Genomic DNA, 18,549 nt, shown 5'->3' on the forward strand with positions numbered 1-18,549 from the left:
GCACTCAGACAGGGCGAGTGCCAAAAGCGGAGCAACCGGATCGACTGACCGACAGCTGGAGGTGCGCACGATGCTCAGCGAACGCAGGCTGGAGGTGTTGCGCGCCATCGTCCAGGACTACGTCGGCACCGAGGAACCCGTCGGCTCGAAGGCGCTCACCGAGCGCCACAAGCTCGGCGTGTCGCCCGCCACCGTCCGCAACGACATGGCCGTGCTGGAGGAGGAGGGGTACATCGCCCAGCCTCACACGAGTGCGGGGCGCATCCCGACCGACAAGGGCTACCGGCTCTTCGTCGACCGGCTCGCCGGCGTCAAGCCCCTGTCGACGCCCGAGCGGCGGGCCATCCACAACTTCCTCGACGGGGCCGTCGACCTCGACGACGTCGTCGGCCGCACGGTCCGGCTGCTCGCGCAGCTGACCCGTCAGGTCGCCGTCGTCCAGTACCCCTCGCTCACCCGCTCGACCGTCCGGCACGTGGAGCTGCTCTCGCTGGCCCCGGCCCGCCTGATGCTCGTGCTCATCACGGACACCGGCCGGGTCGAGCAGCGGGTCGTCGACTGCCCCGCGCCCTTCGGCGAGACCTCCCTCGCCGACCTGCGGGCCCGGCTCAACAGCCGGGTCGTCGGCCGCCGGTTCGCCGACGTGCCGCAGCTGGTGCAGGACCTCCCCGAGTCCTTCGAGGAGATCGAGGACCGCGCCACGGTCTCGACCGTGCTCGCGACCCTCCTCGAAACGCTCGTGGAGGAGCACGAGGAGCGGCTGATGATCGGCGGAACCGCCAATCTCACCCGCTTCGGACACGACTTCCCCCTGATGATCAGGCCCGTCCTGGAGGCCCTCGAGGAGCAGGTCGTGCTCCTCAAGCTGCTGGGCGAGGCCAAGGAATCGGGCATGACCGTACGGATCGGGCACGAGAACGCCCACGAGGGGCTCAGCTCCACCTCGGTCGTCTCGGTCGGCTACGGTTCGGGCGGCGAAGCAGTCGCCAAACTCGGCGTGGTCGGACCGACCCGCATGGACTACCCCGGAACGATGGGAGCGGTACGCGCAGTGGCACGTTACGTCGGACAGATCCTGGCGGAGTCGTAAGTGGCCACGGACTACTACGCCGTGCTCGGCGTGCGCCGCGACGCTTCCCAGGACGAGATCAAGAAGGCCTTCCGGAGGCTCGCGCGCGAGCTGCACCCGGACGTCAACCCTGATCCGAAGACGCAGGAGCGCTTCAAGGAGATCAACGCCGCCTACGAGGTCCTCTCGGACCCGCAGAAGAAGCAGGTCTACGACCTCGGCGGCGACCCCCTCTCGGCCTCCGGCGGCGGTGGCGCGGGCGGCTTCGGAGCCGGTGGCTTCGGCAACTTCTCCGACATCATGGACGCCTTCTTCGGCCAGTCCTCGCAGCGCGGACCGCGCTCGCGGACCCGCCGCGGCCAGGACGCCATGATCCGCCTGGAGATCGACCTCAACGAGGCGACCTTCGGCACCACCAAGGACATCCAGGTCGACACGGCCGTCGTCTGTACCACCTGTTCGGGTGAGGGCGCCGCTCCCGGCACCTCCGCGCAGACCTGTGACATGTGCCGCGGCCGCGGCGAGGTCTCCCAGGTCACGCGGTCCTTCCTCGGCCAGGTCATGACCTCCCGGCCCTGCCCGCAGTGCCAGGGCTTCGGCACCGTCGTCCCGACCCCGTGCCCCGAGTGCGCGGGCGACGGCCGGGTCCGTTCCCGCCGCACCCTCACCGTGAAGATCCCGGCCGGTGTCGACAACGGCACCCGGATCCAGCTCGCGGGCGAGGGCGAGGTCGGCCCCGGCGGCGGCCCCGCCGGCGACCTGTACGTGGAGATCCAGGAGACCCCGCACGAGACGTTCCAGCGGCGCGGCGACGACCTGCACTGCACGGTGACGATCCCGATGACGGCGGGCGCGCTCGGCACGAAGGTGCCGCTGCAGACGCTCGACGGCCTGGAGGAGATCGACATCCGTCCGGGCACGCAGTCCGGCCAGTCGGTCCCGCTGCACGGCCGGGGCGTCACGCACCTGCGCGGCAACGGGCGCGGTGACCTGATCGTGCACGTCGAGGTCCAGACGCCCGGCAAGCTCGACGCCGAGCAGGAGCGGCTCCTGCGCGAACTCGCCAAGCTGCGCGGCGAGGAACGGCCCACGGGCCAGTTCCAGCCGGGGCAGCAGGGGCTGTTCTCGCGACTGAAGGACGCCTTCAACGGGCGGTAGGCGCTCGGCTGGGGGTCCGGGGGTCGTCCCCCGGGTAGGCACAGTCAGCCGGGGCAGCAGGGGCTGTTCTCGCGACTGAAGGACGCCTTCAACGGGCGGTAGGCCCCTGAAGGCCGCCTTCGGCGGGCGATAGGTCCGGGTTGCGGGTTGTGCGTGTGAGAAGGGGCGGTATCCAGTGGATACCGCCCTTTCGCGTGACCTGACGTACCGATTCGGCCCGGAAGCAGGGGCATGACACGATGCCCATATGTCCACCACCGCACTGAACGATCTCTCTCGGTTTCCGATCGTGCAGGCCCCCATGGCGGGTGGCGGTTCCTGTCCCGAGCTCGTCGGAGCCGTCTGCGAGGCCGGTGCGCTCGGCTTCCTGGCCGGTGGGTACAAGACCGCCGGAGGCCTCTACCAGGAGATCAAGCAGGTGCGCGGGCTGACCGCGCGCCCCTTCGGCGTCAACGTCTTCGTCCCGCCGAGCGGCGGCCGGACCGACGGCCCCGCCGCCGTGGAGGTCTACCGCCACCAGCTCGCCGGCGAGGCCGCCTGGTACGACACGCCGCTCGGCGACCTCGACGACTGCGGCACCGACGCGTACGACGCCAAGCTGGCCATCCTCCTCGACGACCCCGTCCGGGTCGTCTCCTTCACCTTCGGCTGTCCCGACGCCGACACGCTCGCCGCCTTCGCCCGCGTCGGTACGTACACGATCGTCACCGTCACCTCCGTCGAGGAGGCCCTCGAAGCCGAGCGGGCCGGGGCCGACGCCGTCTGCGTCCAGGGCGTCGAGGCGGGCGGGCACCAGGGCTCGTACCGTGACGACCCCGAGGACGACGACACGCCCGGCATCGGGCTCCTCGCCCTCGTCCCCCAGGTCCGCGAGGCCGTACGGCTGCCGATCGTCGCCACCGGCGGGATCATGCGCGGCGCGCAGATCGCCGCGGTCCTCGCCACCGGGGCCGACGCCGCCCAGCTCGGCACCGCCTTCCTCGCCTGCCCCGAGTCGGGCGCCCACCCGCTCCACAAGCGGGCCCTGACCGATCCGCTCTTCCACCGCACCGCGTTCACCCGGGCCTTCTCCGGGCGTCTCGCGCGCGGGCTCGTCAACCGCTTCATGCGCGAGCACGGGCCGTACGCCCCCGCCGCGTACCCCGAGGTCCACCACCTCACCGCGCCGATCCGCAAGGCCGCCGCCGACTCCGGCGACGCGCAGGGCATGGCGCTGTGGGCGGGGCAGGGCCACCGGCTGGCCCGGGAGCTGCCCGCCGGGCAGCTGGTCGACGTCCTCGTCGCGGAGCTGGAGGCCGCGCGGGCGGGGCTCTTCGGCTGTCCCGAGGGGGCGCCGGGCGCGGCCGAGTTCGCCGGCTCCTCCTCTTCTTGTGACACCTCCGGCGCCGCCGATCCCGCCGATCCCGCCGGTGCCGCCGGTGCCGCCGGTTCCACCGATTCCTCCGACCTTCCCGGGCTCGCCCACAGGAGCGCCTCATGACCGCACCCGTCTTCGTCGTCGACACCGTCCCCGGGCCCGGGAGCTTCCTCCTCGACGGGCCCGAGGGACGGCACGCCGTCTCCGTGAAGCGGCTGCGGGAAGGCGAGGAGCTCGTCCTCGCCGACGGGCGGGGCCGCTGGGCCGAGTGCGTCGTGCTCGCCGCCGAGGGCAAGGACCAGCTGACCGTACGGGTCGACGAGGTGCACGAGGACGCCGAGGAGACGCCCCGGATCACCGTCGTCCAGGCGCTGCCCAAGGGAGACCGGGGCGAACTCGCCGTCGAGACCATGACGGAGACCGGCGTCGACGCGATCGTGCCGTGGGCCGCCTCCCGCTGCATCACCCAGTGGAAGGGCGACCGCGGCCTCAAGGCCCTCGCCAAGTGGCGCGCCACCGCGCGCGAGGCCGGGAAGCAGTCCCGCCGTACCCGCTTCCCCGAGGTCTCCGAGCTCATGACGACCAAGCAGCTCGCCGCGCTGCTCTCCGCCGCCGACTTCGCCGCCGTCCTGCACGAGGACCGCGAGCACCCCAGCGGCGCGCTCGCCACCGCCGAACTCCCCGAGAAGGGCTCGATCGTGCTGATCGTCGGCCCCGAGGGCGGGGTCTCGCCCGACGAGCTGGCCGCCTTCGAAGCCGCCGGGGCCAAGCCGTACCGCCTCGGCCGCAGCGTCCTGCGCACGTCCACGGCGGGCACGGCGGCGACGGCCCTCGTGCTGGGGCGTACGGGGCGCTGGAGCTAGGGGGCGTCTTGCCGATCATGCCGGGCCGGCGGCTACCGATAGCATTTCCGTCGTACTGACTTCACCGAGGCGAGGAGGCCCGGGACATGGCCGGAGAGCCGCAGAGCGACTGCCTGTTCTGCAAGATCGTGGCAGGGGAGGTGCCGGCGACGATCGTGCGCGAGACCGAGACGACCCTCGCGTTCCGCGACATCAACCCGCAGGCGCCCACGCACGTCCTCGTCATCCCGCGCGTCCACTACCCGGACGCCGCCTCGCTGGCCGCCGCCGCGCCGACCGTCGCCGCCGACGTCCTGCGCGAGGCCGGTGAGGTCGCCGCCGAGGAGAAGGTCGACGGCCACGGCTTCCGGATCGTCTTCAACACCGGCGCGGGCGCGGGCCAGACCGTCTTCCACGCCCACGCGCACGTCCTCGGCGGGCGCGGCCTCAACTGGCCCCCCGGCTAAGCCGTGTCCGTACGCGAACTGGTCGTCCTCGGGACCGCGAGCCAGGTCCCGACCCGGCACCGCAACCACAACGGGTACCTGCTGCGCTGGGACGGCCAGGGCATCATGTTCGACCCCGGCGAAGGCACCCAGCGGCAGATGCTGCGTGCCGGGGTCGCCGCCCACGACATCGACCGGATCTGCGTCACGCACTTCCACGGCGACCACTCGCTCGGCCTCGCCGGAGTGATCCAGCGGATCAACCTCGACCAGGTCCCGCACCCCGTCACCGCGCACTACCCGGCGAGCGGACAGCGCTTCTTCGACCGGCTGCGGTACGCCACGGCCTACCGCGAGACCGTGAAGCTGACCGAGGCGCCCGTCCTCGCCGACGGGCCGCTCGCGGTCACCGAGGCCTTCACCCTCGACGCGCACAAGCTCTCCCACCCCGTCGAGTCCTACGGCTACCGGCTCACCGAACCCGACGGGCGCCGCATCCTGCCCGAGCGGCTCGCCGCCCACGGCATCAAAGGCCCCGACGTCGGGCGCATCCAGCGGGACGGCGTGCTCGGCGGAGTGACCCTCGACGAGGTCAGCGAAGTCCGGCGCGGGCAGCGCTTCGCCTTCGTCATGGACACCCGGCTCTGCGACGGGGTCCACGCCCTCGCCGAAGGCGCCGACATGCTCGTCATCGAGTCCACCTTCCTCGACGAGGACGTCCGGCTCGCCGTCGACCACGGCCACCTGACGGCCGGGCAGGCGGCGGGAGTCGCGCGGGACGCGGGCGTGCGGCACCTCGTCCTCACGCACTTCTCGCAGCGGTACTCCGATCCCTCGGAGTTCGAGCGGCAGGCGCGGGCGGCCGGATTCGAGGGAGAGCTCAGCATTGCCCAGGACCTCATGAGGGTCCCCGTACCGAAGAGATAGAGCCACCACCAGCCATGCCCGTACCCAAGGCCGAACTGCACCTCCACATCGAAGGCACCCTCGAACCCGAGCTCGCCTTCGCGCTCGCGGCGCGCAACGGCGTCACCCTGCCGTACGCGGACACCGCGGCGCTGCGGGAGGCCTACCGATTCAGCGACCTCCAGTCCTTCCTGGACCTCTACTACGGGCTCATGGCCGTGCTGCGCACCGCCGAGGACTTCACCGAGCTCGCCGACGCCTACCTGGAGCGGGCCGCCGCCCAGGGCGTCCGGCACGCCGAGATCTTCTTCGACCCGCAGGCGCACACCGCGCGCGGGGTCCCGATCGGGACCGTCATCGAAGGGCTTACCGCCTCGCTCGACCGGGCCGAGGAGCGGTACGGGATCTCGACGCGGCTCATCATGTGCTTCCTGCGCGACGAGTCCGCCGAGTCGGCGCTCGCGACCCTGGAGTCCGCGAAGCCGTACCTCGACCGGATCACCGGGGTCGGGCTCGACTCGGCCGAGGTCGGGCACCCGCCGGCGAAGTTCCGCGAGGTGTACGAGGAAGCCGCCCGTCTCGGACTGCGACGAGTCGCGCACGCGGGCGAGGAAGGGCCGGCCGCCTACGTGCGCGAAGCCCTCGACGTTCTCGGGGTCGAGCGCATCGACCACGGCCTGCGCTGCATGGAAGACCCGTCGCTCGTCGAACGGCTCGCACGGGAGCGCGTGCCGCTGACGCTGTGCCCGCTGTCGAACGTGCGGCTGCGGGTCATCGACACGCTCGACCGGCACCCGCTGCGGGAGATGATCGCGGCGGGGCTGCTCGTGACCGTGAACTCCGACGACCCCGCGTACTTCGGGGGATACGTGGGGGACAACTTCTCGGCGGTGGGGGAGGCGCTGGAGCTGGAGACGGAGACGCTGCGGTTGCTCGCGCGGAACTCGTTCCTGGCGTCGTTCCTGGAGGACGACGAGGGGCGGCGGGAGCGGTATCTGGCGGAGGTGGAGGCGTACGAGTTCGGGGGCGGGGAGTAGGGCCGCTGCGGGCCGCGCGGGGCGGGGCCTGGGGCCGCTGCGCGGGGCCCTTTCCCCACCCCGCCCCTTCCCGAACCGGGGCTCCGCCCCGGACCCCGCGCCTCAAACGCCGGCGGGCTGAAGTACGGGGCTCCGCCCCAGACCCCGCGCCTCAAGCGCCGGCGGGGCTGAAATACGGGGCTCTGCCCCGGACCCCGCGCCTCAAGCGCTGGCGGGGCTGAAGTGCCGTTGCTGCGCCCCATGCACCGGTCCTCAGGCGCCGGACGGCCTGAAAAGCTTCGGGGCTCTGCCCCGGACCCCGCGCCTCAAACGCCGGCGGGGCTGGATTTCAGCCCGCCCGGCGTTTGAGGGCAAGGCCGCAGGCCGTACGGAGGTCCGGGGGCCTGCCCCCGGTTTCGGGAAGGGGCGGGGTGGGGGAAGGAACCCCCCCTACCCCCGGTCGCTCGGCCGTGCCAAGTCGTACGCCGACTTCGTCGCCCGGCGGCGAGGTGCGGGGACCCGGAGTGGGGTCACTTCCTGTTCCGGGGCTCCCATCTGGGGGACCAGGGGGGTGACCGTCGTGCGGCCCGCCAGGATTGCCGCGGGGGCGCCGCCTCGGCGGCGGATGGAGCCGGGGACCAGGGGGCGGCCCGAGGCGTGGCGGGCCACCGCCGTCATGGGGGCCGCCACCAGGAGGAGCAGGGCGCAGAGGGCCGCGCCCATGCCGGGGTAGCCCGCCGCGTCCGAGAGGAGGCTGCCGGCGGCCGGGCCGCAGGCGACGCCCAGGGAGGACGCCGCGCCGACGAGGACCGCCCAGCGGCCGCGCGGGTCGAGGGAGGCGGCGAGGCCCAGGAGGTAGGAGAGGACGACGGGGTAGACCGCGTTCCAGAGGATCTCGCCGGTCGCGAAGCTCGTCAGGGACTCGGACGCCGAGCTGAGGAGGACGCAGGCGGCGATCAGGACCGTGCCGACGCCGATCGGCACCGCCCGCCCCAGGCGCGAGCCGAGCGCGCCCGCCGCCGTGACCCCGACGAGGCCCGCGCCGAGCGCCGCCGCGAAGACCGCGCCGACGGTCACCTCGGAGAGGTGCGCCTGGGTGAGGCCGATGCGGCCGCTGACGCCCCAGAGCGCGTTCTGCGCGAGGGACCACAGGAGGATGGATCCGGCGAGGACCGCGCCCGCCCGGCGGTGGGGGAGGGGCGAGGAGGCGGTGCTCGGTTCGCGTACGGCCGCCGGGGTCGCCGGGGTCGCCGCGTTGCCCAGCCGGCCCGTCAGGGGCCACATCAGTACCGCCGCCGCCGCGATGGCGAGGAGGGGGGTCGCGTGGCCTCCGCCCAGGTGGGGGAGTGTGAGGTAGAGGGCTCCGGCGGTCGCCGAGACGGAGAGGAGGCCGAGGGACGACGCCCGGTGCGGGTCCTCGCGGCCCGCGATGCCCGCCACCGCCGTGGCCGTGGCCGTGCCCGAGCCGATGCCGCCGAGGACCGCGCCCGCGATCACCAGCGGCACGATGTCCGTCGCGGCGGCGGAGCCGTAACCGAACGCCATCGCGAGGAGGCCCGCGCGGGCCGCCCGCCGGGGCGGGATCCGCCGGCCGCGCGCGGCGAGCGCGAAGCCGGCCGAGGACGAGCCGAGGAGGAGGACCGAGCCGATCAGGCCTGCCTGGGAGGGGGCCAGGGCGAGACCGGAGGCGAGGCGGCCGACGACGGTCGGCAGGAGGTACGGGGCGAGGTATCCGGCCGTGAAGAGGGCGACGAGCGCGAGGAGCGCGCCGTGGGCCCCGGGGCCGCGAGTCCGCGACGACATGGGCGTTCCCAGGAACAGGAAAGGGGGGGAAAGGGGGAGGGGAGCGCCTTGTGGTGCGATGAGCACGGGGGCGCGGAACCATGTGTATCAAGCAGGTGAGTTGTCCGAGAAGGCCCTGATCGGTGGTGATCCACGTGATCCGGGTCACGGTTGGTTTGCTGCGGCCATACGTGGGTATGTGGCCGCCCTCGCGTTCGGTCCTCCTCGTGCGTCCCACCCGCCACTCAGGCCCCATCGGGCACACTGGGCTGAGCCGACCACGACCGGGGAGACCGCCGTGACCACAGCAGCGGGAGACCAGCAGCAACACGACGCGGGGATCGACCCGTTGGTGCGCCTGCGCGAGCCCACCGACCCCGCCTGCGACGTCTTCCTCACCGGCACGGTCTTCCTCGACATCATCTTCACCGGCCTCGACAGCGCCCCCGTCCGCGGCACCGAGTCCTGGGCCCGCGGCATGGGGTCGAGCCCCGGCGGCGTCGCCAACATGGCCACCGCCCTCGCCCGGCTCGGGCTGCGCACCTCCCTCGCCGCCGCCTTCGGCGACGACCACTACGGCGAGTACTGCTGGGACGCCCTGGAGCAGGGTGAGGGCATCGATCTGTCGTTGTCGCGGACCGTGCCCGGCTGGCACTCGCCCGTCACCGTCTCCATGGCGTATGAGGGCGAGCGCACGATGGTCTCCCACGGTCACGACGCCCCGCCCCTCGACGGCGCCCTGCCCGCCTACCCGCCGCACGCCCGCGCCGCCGTCGCCTCCCTCGTGCCCGGCCGCTCCGAGGAGTGGGTCGCGCAGGCCGCCCGGGGCGGGGCCAAGGTCTTCGCCGACGTCGGCTGGGACGACACCGGCCGCTGGGACCTCGCGGGGCTCACGGATCTCCAGCACTGCGAGGCCTTCCTGCCGAACGCGGCCGAGGCCATGCGGTACACCCGCACCGACTGCCCGCGCGCCGCCGCCCGCGCCCTCGCCGACAAGGTCAGGTACGCCGTCGTCACTCTCGGTTCCGAGGGCGCCTACGCCGTCGACGGCGCCACCGGCGAGACCGCCGAGGTCCCCGCCATCCAGGTCTCCGCCCTCGACCCGACCGGCGCCGGGGACGTCTTCGTCGCCGGTTTCGTCACCGGCACCCTCGCCGACTGGCCCCTCGCCGACCGGCTCGCCTTCGCCGGGCTCACCGCCGCCCTCTCCGTGCAGGAGTTCGGGGGCTCGCTGTCCGCCCCGACCTGGGACGAGATCGCCGCCTGGTGGCAGCACGTCCAGGGCCACGCCTGCCAGGACCCGGAGGCCCTCCGGGACCGGTACGCCTTCCTGGAGCGGCTCCTGCCCGCCCCCGCCCGCCCCTGGCCGCTGCGCAGGGCGGTGCCGACCATCGGCTTCCGTGCGGCCGCCTCGTAGCGCCCGGACGTCCGTCGCGCCCGGCCCCCGCCTCGTAAATCCCTTCGGGCTGTCAGCGGCAGGTCGTAGGCTGGGAAGCCGAGAGGTTGTCGAGCGGCGAGAACCCTTCAGCAGGAGGTATGCGCAGGCCTCAGTGCCGGCCCATGACTCAGACAGACACCACCCCCGACGGGGCGCCCCGCGACGAGGCGCCCGGCCAGGCCCGCGCCCACTTCACCGTCCCCGCGAAGCATCCGATGGTGAGCCTGCTGGGCTCCGGTGACGCGCTGCTGCGCGTGATCGAGAAGTCCTTCCCGCGCGCCGACATCCACGTCCGGGGCAACCAGGTCAGCGCGGTCGGCGACGCGGCGGAAGTCGCCCTGATACAGCGCCTGTTCGACGAGATGATGCTGGTGCTCCGCACCGGTCAGCCGATGACGGAGGACGCAGTGGAACGCTCGATCGCCATGCTCAAGGCGAGCGAGAACGGAACGGCGGACGGTGGCGGGGAGACCCCCGCCGAGGTGCTCACGCAGAACATCCTCTCCAGCCGCGGCCGCACGATCCGTCCGAAGACGCTCAACCAGAAGCGGTACGTCGACGCCATCGACAAGCACACGATCGTCTTCGGCATCGGCCCCGCCGGTACGGGCAAGACCTACCTCGCCATGGCCAAGGCGGTGCAGGCGCTCCAGTCCAAGCAGGTCTCCCGCATCATCCTGACCCGCCCCGCCGTCGAGGCCGGCGAGCGGCTCGGCTTCCTGCCCGGCACGCTCTACGAGAAGATCGACCCGTACCTGCGGCCGCTCTACGACGCCCTGCACGACATGCTCGACCCCGACTCGATCCCCAAGCTCATGACGAACGGGACGATCGAGGTCGCGCCGCTGGCCTACATGCGAGGCCGCACGCTCAACGACGCGTTCATCATCCTCGACGAGGCGCAGAACACGAACCCCGAGCAGATGAAGATGTTCCTCACCCGCCTCGGCTTCGACTCGAAGATCGTCATCACCGGTGACATCACCCAGGTCGACCTGCCGAACGGGACGAAGAGCGGTCTGCGCCAGGTCCGCGACATCCTGGACGGTGTTCCCGACGTGCACTTCTCCACCCTCACGTCGCAGGATGTCGTACGGCACAAGCTCGTCGGCCGTATCGTCGACGCGTACGAGAAGTACGACAGCCGCAACGGCCTGTGACTTAGAGCGAGAGAAGCAGAACAGCACCATGTCGATCGACGTCAACAACGAGTCCGGAACCGAGGTCGACGAGCAGGCGATCCTCGACATCGCCCGCTACGCGCTCGCGCGCATGCGCATCCACCCGCTCTCCGAGCTCTCCGTGATCGTCGTCGACGCGGAGGCGATGGAGCAGCTCCACATCCAGTGGATGGACCTGCCCGGGCCGACGGACGTCATGTCCTTCCCGATGGACGAGCTGCGCCCGCCGACGAAGGACGACGAGGAGCCCCCGCAGGGGCTCCTCGGCGACATCGTGCTCTGCCCCGAGGTCGCCACCCAGCAGGGCAAGGACGCGCCGACCGAGCACTCCATGGACGAGGAGCTCCAGCTCCTCACCGTCCACGGCGTGCTCCACCTCCTCGGGTACGACCACGAGGAGCCGGAGGAGAAGGCCGAGATGTTCGGTCTCCAGGCGGCGATCGTCGACGGCTGGCGCGCGGAGAAGGGCCTCACCGGCCCGTCCCCGGCGCCGACCGTCTCCTGACCCGATGGACATCTCGCTGATCTTCGGCGCGGTCGCGCTGGTCGTCGTCGCCTGGCTCGCCGCCTGCGCCGAGGCCGGTATCGCCCGCGTCTCCAGCTTCCGCGCCGCCGAGGCCGTACGGTCCGGGCGGCGCGGGGCCGAGAAGCTCGCCCAGGTCGCCTCCGACCCGACCCGCTATCTCAACGTGGCGCTGCTCGTCCGCGTCGCCTGCGAGATGGCGGCCGGTGTCCTGGTCACGTACGCCTGCCTCGAAGCCTTCCCGGAGACCTGGGAGGCGCTGCTCGTCGCCATCGCCGTCATGGTCCTCGTCTCGTACGTGGCCGTCGGCGTCTCGCCGCGCACCATCGGCCGCCAGCACCCGCTGAACACGGCGACCGCCGCCGCGTACGTGCTGCTGCCGCTGGCCCGGATCATGGGGCCGATCCCGCAGCTCCTCATCCTCATCGGCAACGCGCTCACCCCGGGCAAGGGCTTCCGCAAGGGTCCCTTCGCCTCCGAGGCCGAGCTGCGGGCCATGGTCGACCTCGCCGAGCAGGAGTCGCTGATCGAGGACGAGGAGCGCCGCATGGTGCACTCCGTCTTCGAGCTCGGCGACACCCTCGTCCGGGAGGTCATGGTGCCCCGCACCGACCTCATCTGCATCGAGCGGTACAAGACGATCCGTCAGGCCCTCACCCTCGCGCTGCGCTCCGGATTCTCCCGGATCCCGGTGACCGGTGAGAACGAGGACGACATCGTCGGGATCGTGTACCTGAAGGACCTCGTCCGCAAGTCGCACATCAACCGCGACTCCGAGGCCGACCTCGTGTCGACCGCGATGCGGGCCGCCGCCTTCGTGCCGGACACGAAGAACGCCGGTGACCTGCTGCGCGAGATGCAGCAGGAGCGCAACCACGTCGCCGTCGTCATCGACGAGTACGGCGGCACGGCCGGCATCGTCACGATCGAGGACATCCTGGAGGAGATCGTCGGCGAGATCACCGACGAGTACGACCGGGAGCTGCCGCCCGTCCAGGAGCTCGGCGACAGCCGTCACCGCGTCACCGCCCGCCTCGACATCGGCGACCTCGGCGAGCTGTACGGCTTCGGCCCCGACGAGTTCGACGACGAGGACGTGGAGACCGTCGGCGGCCTCCTCGCCAAGGCGCTCGGCCGCGTGCCGATCGCGGGCGCGAAGGCGGTCGTCGAGCTGCCGGACGGCCGCTCGCTGCGGCTGACGGCGGAGGCCCCGGCCGGCCGCCGGAACAAGATCGTCACCGTGCTCGTGGAACCTGTCGAAGCGGAAGCGGAGGAGACGGCGGCGTGACCCCCGAGCAGCTGCGGGCCTTCTGCCTGGACTTCAACGACGCGGCGGAGGAGTTCCCCTTCGGACCCGACGTCTCCGTCTTCAAGGTCGCGGGCAAGATGTTCGCGCTGTCCTGGCTCGACGCCGAGCCGCTCCGGGTCAACCTCAAGTGCGATCCGGAGGAGGCCGGGCGGCTCCGCGAGGAGTTCCCGGCGGTCGCCCCCGGCTATCACATGAACAAGCGGCACTGGAACACGGTGACCGTGGGAGAGCTCCCGGACCGGATGGTCCGGGAGCTCGTCGAGGACTCGTACGACCTGGTCGTCGCGGGCCTTCCGAAGGCGGTACGGCTCCGCCTCGACCGGCCGTGAGTCAGGACCGCTTCGACCGGCCCTGAGTCAGGACCGCTTCCGCAGGCCCAGGGCGACCAGCAGGGCCGTACCGAGCACGATCGCCGCGTCCAGGGCCAGGACCGTGCGCACACCCCCGTACAGGTCCCCGCCCGTCGTGGCGAGGATGCCGAGCAGCGGGATGCCGACGGTCAGACCGACCTGCTGGGTCGTGGTCACCAGACCGGTCGCCAGACCCTGCTGCTCGTCCGGCACGCCGGAGGTGACGATCAGGCCGTACGAGACGATGGCGCCCAGGTGGAACACGCAGGCCACCGAGGCCGCGGCCGTCGCGAGGAGAACGCCCGAGTCCCGTCCGATGCCGAGGACCGCGGCTGTCAGGAGCCCCTGGCCGACGAGCCCGCCCACCAGGACGCGGCGGGCGCCGATCCTGCCGATCACCTTCGGCGCGAGCGTGCCGCCGAGGACCGCGAAGAGCCCCTGCACGCCGAAGACGAGACCGGTCGCGAAGGACGAGAGCCCCAGGGTCTCCTGGAGGTACAGCGTCAGGACGAAGATGACCGTCGACATCATCGCGAACGTGACCAGGCCGCCCAGGTTGCCGAAGGCGACCGTCCGCCGCTTCAGCATCGGCAGCGAGACCAGCGGCGAGGCGTGCCGGGACTCGACGCGGACGAAGACCGCGAGCAGCAGCACTCCCGCCCCCAGGGCCACCTGCACGTCCAGGCGCCCGAAGCCGTGCTCGGCGGCCGTCGTCAGGGCGTAGATCAGGGCGAGCAGACCGCCGGTGACGGTCACCGCGCCCGGCACGTCGAGCCGGGGCCGGTCAGGGGTGCGGGATTCCGGCAGCAGGCGCGGTGCCAGCGGCAGGGCGATCACGGTGAAGACGGCGAGCAGGCCCATCGTGGAGCGCCAGCCGAGGGTGTCGGTCATGATCCCGCCGAGGACCATGCCGACGGTGAAGCCGAGGGACATCAGGGTGCCGGAGATGCCGAGGGCCCGGTCGCGGAGCGGACCCTCGGGGAAGGTCGTGGTCAGGAGCGACATGCCGGTGGGCACGATCGCGGCGGCGCCGAGGCCCTGGAGGGCGCGCCCGGTGAGGAACGCGGCCGGGTTCCAGGCGAAGGTGGCGAGCAGCGACGCCGCGCCGAAGAGCGCGAGCCCGGCGAGGAACAGCTTCTTGCGCCCGTACAGGTCGCCGACGCGGCCGAAGAGCAGCAGGAAGCCGCCGGAGGGCAGCGCGAAGGCGGTGACGGCCCACTGGAGCGCGGACTGGCTCAGGCCGAGGTCGGCGCCGAGCGCCGGCAGCGCGACGTTCAGGACGGAGAAGTCGAGCGCCACCATGAACTGGGCGGCGCACAGGACGAAGAGGACGAGCCCGGTGCGGCCGGTGAGGGAAGAGGAGGAGGGGGAGGAGGGGGGAGTGAGCGGGGTCGGGGGTGTCTTGCGCGCGGTTGTCGTTGCTGCCATGTGACGACTCTCGCGGCGCGGGAACAACGCTGGGGAGCGAGTACTTATCCTGTTGGTCGTACCACCAGGCACGACAGGACGCCAGGCATCCAGGGGGAGGACGCGGACGTGGCCACCGCTCTTGAGACCAGCACCGCCAAAGCGCACCGTCTCGCCGAGCTGCGCGAGTTCCTGATGAGCCGTCGGGCCCGGGTGAGCCCGGCCGAGGCGGGGCTCCCGGACGGCGGCGGCCGCCGCCGTACGCCGGGGCTGCGCCGCGAGGAGGTGGCGGTCCTCGCCGGTGTCGGCGTCTCCTGGTACCAGTGGCTGGAGCAGGGGCGCGACATCACGGTCTCCCCGCAGGTCCTCGACTCGGTGGCCCGCGTGCTGCGGCTGAGCCCGGCGGAGCGCCGCCATCTGTACGTCCTCGCGGCCCTCAACCCGCCGGCCCTGGAAGCCGCCCCGGAGGACCTGGACATCTGCCAGGGTCTCCAGCGGCTGATCGACGCCTGGATGCCGTACCCCGCGCACATCATGGACGTGTACTGGAACACGGTGATGTACAACGAGGCGTCCTCGATCGTCCTCGGGATGCGCCCGGAGACCGCCCAGAACTGCCTGGTCGCCTTCTTCACCGACGAGCTCTACCGCTCGCGCACGTGCCACTGGGCGGCGCTCGCGCCGAAGGTCGTCGCCCAGTTCCGCTCCGCCTGCTCGGAGTCCCCCGAGGACGAGGGGTTCCGGGCGGTGATCGAGGAGCTCAGCGAACGGAGCGAGGAGTTCGTCGCGCTGTGGGAGCGGCGGGACATCCGGCCCGGCGGCCAGAACCGCAAGGAGCTGGAGCACCCCCTGGTCGGCACGCTGATCGTCGAGGCGACCCAGCTCCGCGTCCCCGCCCGCCCGGACCTGGTCATCGTCCTGCACACCCCGCTTCCGGAGGCCGACACGGCGGCGAAGCTGGAGTGGCTGGTCTCCCCGGAGGGGCGGCGCGGGGCGATGTATCCGATCGCGGGCTGAGGACGGTCCCGCGGGCGTCTCGTCCTATGCTCGGGGCATGACACTCAGCAGTGAGCACGGCGACCTCGGGCCCGAGGACCTCAAGATCATCACCCTGGCGCGGAGCGCCCGCGCCCGCAACGGCGTGCCCGAGGGCGCGGCCGTGCGCGACGAGACCGGGCGCACGTACGTCGCCGGCACCGTGGCGCTCGACTCGCTCCGGCTGAGCGCGCTGCGCACGGCCGTCGCCATGGCGGTCGCCAGCGGGGCCCAGTCCCTGGAGGCGGCGGCCGTCGTGTCGAACGCCGAGGCCGCCTCGGACGAGGACCGCGCGGCGGTACGGGACCTGGGCGGGCCGGAGACCCCGGTGCTGCTCGCGGGGCCCGACGGGCAGCTCCGTACGGCGGTCACGGCCGGCTGAGCGAACAGCGAGAACAGGACAGCGAGGGTCCGGTGTGACGCCGGGCCCTTGCGCGTTTGTGAAGGATCACCGCATCTTCTCTTGCTATCCCTGGTGGTCTGCGTCTCAATAAGCAGCGGCCCGCCCGACGGGCCGTCAGAAATCCTCCTTTCACGCAGCGTCCGCACCCCTGCGTCAGGCATGGAATGGGGTTCGAACTCGCCATGAGAAGCAGAAGCACCTTAGGAACGGTCGCGGTCCTCACCGGAGCGCTCGCCGCCACCGCCCTGGTCTACGCCCCGACGGCCGGAGCCGCCGTGGCGCCGGGGAGCGCCACGGCGACGTACGACTGTTCCCCGTACAACACCGGGAGCGCCACCCTCACCGCGACCCACAGCGGCACGACCCTGACGATCAACATCACCACGTCGGTGACGACGCCGATCGCGCTCGGTGCCGACACGATCAACGCCACGCTGAAGCTGGCCAACTCGACGGGTCCCGTCCGGAGCTTCACCGGCAAGAAGAACCCGGCGATCCCCGCCAACGGTGCCGTCAAGATCGGACCCATCACCGGGACCGTGGCCGTGGGCGACAAGCTCAACTCGTACTTCGCGGGCACCGCCCTCTCGATGGTGGTCATGGGCATCACCATCAACTGCGACGCGGTGACGTCGCAGTCGCCCGGACCGTTCGTCATCAGCTGAGCCCCGTTCCACCCCTGACCGGTGTCGCCCTGGGCGGCACCGGTCTCCGGCGTGACCAGGGCATATCCGTACATGAGCTGATCTTGACAGAACCTGATGGGTCATCAGTCGATGGTTTTCGATTCCATTGACTTCTCTCGGCCCACAGCCGTCAATGGCGCCCTCTCATCCCTCAGGAGGGGACCCACACATGGCAATCACCCGATCCCGGGCGGCCACCCGAAGACGGCGCTGGACCGCCGCCCTCGGCGCCACCGCTCTCGCGGTCGCGGCGGGCGGCGCCCTCGCCGCCCCCGCCCTCGCCGTCGAGACCGCCACCCCGGTGGAGTTCCAGACGCGCTGCGTCCCGCCGCCGATCGCCGGCATCCCGCCGATCACGGGCGCGACGACCGCCGAGATCACCGTCGACAAGCCGGCGCCCAAGGTCGGCGACACGGTGACCGTGACCTACACGATCACCAAGCCCGCCGCCTCGAACCCGGTCGACCTCGCGCTCCCGGCCGACATCATGACCCCGAGCGGCAAGGTCGTCCTCGGCGGCGCCCAGACCGGCCAGATCAACGTCACCGGGCCCAAGAAGAACCCGCCCGTCCCGGGCAAGGGCTCCTTCCCGGCCTTCTCCATGACCGGTACGTTCACGGTCACGGAGCCGGGGTCGATCACCCTCTCGCCCGGCGACTACAACATCCACACCAGCTACCTCATGGAGCTGGACACCCCCTGTACGGTGCTCAACCCGCCCGCCCCGGTCTCCGAGACGGTCGAGGCGAGCCCCGTCACCAGCCCCAACACCCGCACGCTCGCCCTGGAGACCGCCTCCGGTGACCCGGGCGTGCGCGTGACCGTGACCGGCACCAAGTTCACGCCGCTCACCGAGGTCACCGTCGTCGGCCGCGCCGGCGCCGCGGAGACCGCCGACAAGATGCTCGTCACCACCGACAGCGAGGGCGGCTTCACCGCCCGCCTGAAGGTGAACGACGTGGCGACCACCGGTGTCGTGGCGTACGAGGGCGGTGCCTGGGACCCGGAGAAGGGCGCGGGCCCGGTCAAGTACAAGGTCGTCGTCCCGACCCCGCCGAACAGCCAGACCATCACGGCGGCGGTCAACGCCGGTGAGCTCTCCATGAGCCAGGCGGGCGACGCCGTCGAGCTGTCCGCGGTCGACTTCGGCACGGGCGGCGCGGCCACCGGCAACCTGAAGACGGTGACGGTCAAGGACTTCCGCGGCGGCCCCGCGGGCTGGTCCCTGACCGGCAAGGTCACCGACTTCGCCGGCCCCGGCGACCCCATCGGCGCCGGGAACCTCAGCTGGACGCCCGCCTGCACCGCCAAGGCCGGCAGCCCCAGCGTCTGCGTGGCCGGTTCGGCCGGGCCCGTCGGCAGCGCCGGCGCGACCCTCGCCTCCACGGCGAACGGCACCCTCACCGGTGGCGAGTTCACCGTCGACGCCGGGCTCTCCCTCGACATCCCGGCGTTCACCGCGCCCGGGTCGTACGCGGGCGTGCTCACGCTGACCCTGTCCTGACCACCCGGCGGGGCCGGCGGGGGCGCCCCCCCCCCCCCCCCCCCCCCCCCGGGGGGCGCGCCCCCGGCGCCCCCCCCACAAGCCGACCCCGGTACAGCCCGGGCCCCGGGAGCCCGAACACGCGCGGCGCCGGGCCC

At 72.3% G+C, this 18,549-nt stretch carries 18 protein-coding genes; 16 read left to right on the forward strand and 2 right to left on the reverse strand.

Annotation, left to right across the window (positions count from 1 at the left end; all coding sequences use genetic code 11):
• The first annotated feature begins 70 nt into the window (after positions 1–70).
• The 7 genes from hrcA to ACFC0Z_RS17960 all read left to right on the forward strand — a co-directional run bounded on the left by hrcA (position 71) and on the right by ACFC0Z_RS17960 (position 6,815).
• Positions 71–1,090 (forward strand): heat-inducible transcriptional repressor HrcA, encoded by a 1,020-nt coding sequence (gene hrcA / locus ACFC0Z_RS17930; RefSeq protein ID WP_376438464.1) that lies wholly within the window; start codon positions 71–73, stop codon positions 1,088–1,090.
• Positions 1,091–2,227, forward strand: coding sequence for a molecular chaperone DnaJ (gene dnaJ, locus ACFC0Z_RS17935; RefSeq protein WP_360801621.1), 1,137 nt, complete (start codon positions 1,091–1,093; stop codon positions 2,225–2,227).
• A 247-nt stretch (positions 2,228–2,474) separates the two neighbouring features.
• Positions 2,475–3,707, forward strand: a complete 1,233-nt coding sequence (locus ACFC0Z_RS17940) for a nitronate monooxygenase (RefSeq protein WP_376438467.1) — start codon at positions 2,475–2,477, stop codon at positions 3,705–3,707.
• Positions 3,704–4,447 carry a 16S rRNA (uracil(1498)-N(3))-methyltransferase gene (locus ACFC0Z_RS17945; protein ID WP_376438470.1) on the forward strand — a complete coding sequence of 248 codons (744 nt, stop codon included), beginning with the start codon at positions 3,704–3,706 and terminating at the stop codon, positions 4,445–4,447. The genes ACFC0Z_RS17940 and ACFC0Z_RS17945 overlap by 4 nt, the downstream gene beginning before the upstream one ends.
• 86 nt (positions 4,448–4,533) lie before the next feature.
• Positions 4,534–4,893: a histidine triad nucleotide-binding protein gene (locus ACFC0Z_RS17950; RefSeq protein WP_376438471.1), complete on the forward strand. Its 360-nt coding sequence runs from the start codon at positions 4,534–4,536 to the stop codon at positions 4,891–4,893.
• Positions 4,894–4,896: 3 nt separating this feature from the next.
• Positions 4,897–5,799, forward strand: coding sequence for a ribonuclease Z (locus ACFC0Z_RS17955; protein WP_376438473.1), 903 nt, complete (start codon positions 4,897–4,899; stop codon positions 5,797–5,799).
• Positions 5,800–5,813: 14 nt separating this feature from the next.
• Positions 5,814–6,815 (forward strand): adenosine deaminase, encoded by a 1,002-nt coding sequence (locus ACFC0Z_RS17960; RefSeq protein WP_376438476.1) that lies wholly within the window; start codon positions 5,814–5,816, stop codon positions 6,813–6,815.
• A gap of 429 nt (positions 6,816–7,244) precedes the next feature.
• On the opposite strand, the gene ACFC0Z_RS17965 is transcribed toward ACFC0Z_RS17960, so the two are convergent.
• Positions 7,245–8,597, reverse strand: a complete 1,353-nt coding sequence (locus tag ACFC0Z_RS17965) for an MFS transporter (RefSeq protein ID WP_376438479.1) — start codon at positions 8,595–8,597, stop codon at positions 7,245–7,247.
• A 277-nt stretch (positions 8,598–8,874) separates the two neighbouring features.
• Between ACFC0Z_RS17965 and ACFC0Z_RS17970 the strand changes: the two genes are divergently transcribed.
• From ACFC0Z_RS17970 to ACFC0Z_RS17990, 5 genes are all read left to right on the forward strand, one after another.
• Positions 8,875–9,993, forward strand: a complete 1,119-nt coding sequence (locus tag ACFC0Z_RS17970; protein WP_376438482.1) for a carbohydrate kinase family protein — start codon at positions 8,875–8,877, stop codon at positions 9,991–9,993.
• Positions 9,994–10,136: 143 nt separating this feature from the next.
• Positions 10,137–11,174 carry a PhoH family protein gene (locus ACFC0Z_RS17975; RefSeq protein ID WP_376438485.1) on the forward strand — a complete coding sequence of 346 codons (1,038 nt, stop codon included), beginning with the start codon at positions 10,137–10,139 and terminating at the stop codon, positions 11,172–11,174.
• 28 nt (positions 11,175–11,202) lie between these two features.
• On the forward strand, positions 11,203–11,700 hold the full coding sequence (gene ybeY / locus ACFC0Z_RS17980; RefSeq protein ID WP_376438488.1) for an rRNA maturation RNase YbeY: 498 nt from the start codon (positions 11,203–11,205) through the stop codon (positions 11,698–11,700).
• A 4-nt stretch (positions 11,701–11,704) separates the two neighbouring features.
• Positions 11,705–13,006: a hemolysin family protein gene (locus tag ACFC0Z_RS17985; RefSeq protein ID WP_376438490.1), complete on the forward strand. Its 1,302-nt coding sequence runs from the start codon at positions 11,705–11,707 to the stop codon at positions 13,004–13,006.
• Entirely contained in the window at positions 13,003–13,356 is a 354-nt protein-coding gene (locus ACFC0Z_RS17990) for an MmcQ/YjbR family DNA-binding protein (protein ID WP_376438493.1), read from the forward strand. Before ACFC0Z_RS17985 ends, ACFC0Z_RS17990 begins: the two co-directional genes overlap by 4 nt.
• A gap of 27 nt (positions 13,357–13,383) precedes the next feature.
• Here the strand turns inward: ACFC0Z_RS17990 and ACFC0Z_RS17995 are convergent, their stop codons facing one another.
• Positions 13,384–14,805 carry an MFS transporter gene (locus ACFC0Z_RS17995; protein WP_376438496.1) on the reverse strand — a complete coding sequence of 474 codons (1,422 nt, stop codon included), beginning with the start codon at positions 14,803–14,805 and terminating at the stop codon, positions 13,384–13,386.
• Positions 14,806–14,913: 108 nt separating this feature from the next.
• On the opposite strand from ACFC0Z_RS17995, the gene ACFC0Z_RS18000 reads away from it, so the two are divergent.
• The 4 genes from ACFC0Z_RS18000 to ACFC0Z_RS18015 all read left to right on the forward strand — a co-directional run bounded on the left by ACFC0Z_RS18000 (position 14,914) and on the right by ACFC0Z_RS18015 (position 18,412).
• Positions 14,914–15,801, forward strand: coding sequence for a helix-turn-helix transcriptional regulator (locus tag ACFC0Z_RS18000; RefSeq protein ID WP_376438499.1), 888 nt, complete (start codon positions 14,914–14,916; stop codon positions 15,799–15,801).
• Between the two features lie 37 nt (positions 15,802–15,838).
• Entirely contained in the window at positions 15,839–16,201 is a 363-nt protein-coding gene (locus tag ACFC0Z_RS18005; RefSeq protein ID WP_376438501.1) for a cytidine deaminase, read from the forward strand.
• A 203-nt stretch (positions 16,202–16,404) separates the two neighbouring features.
• Complete coding sequence (locus tag ACFC0Z_RS18010; RefSeq protein WP_376438504.1) at positions 16,405–16,887, forward strand: hypothetical protein; 483 nt, start codon at positions 16,405–16,407, stop codon at positions 16,885–16,887.
• Between the two features lie 190 nt (positions 16,888–17,077).
• Positions 17,078–18,412, forward strand: a complete 1,335-nt coding sequence (locus ACFC0Z_RS18015; protein WP_376438507.1) for a beta-xylosidase — start codon at positions 17,078–17,080, stop codon at positions 18,410–18,412.
• Positions 18,413–18,549: the final 137 nt, after the last annotated feature.

It is taken from the genome of Streptomyces sp. NPDC056144, assembly GCF_042264145.1.
In the GTDB taxonomy this organism is placed as follows: domain Bacteria; phylum Actinomycetota; class Actinomycetes; order Streptomycetales; family Streptomycetaceae; genus Streptomyces.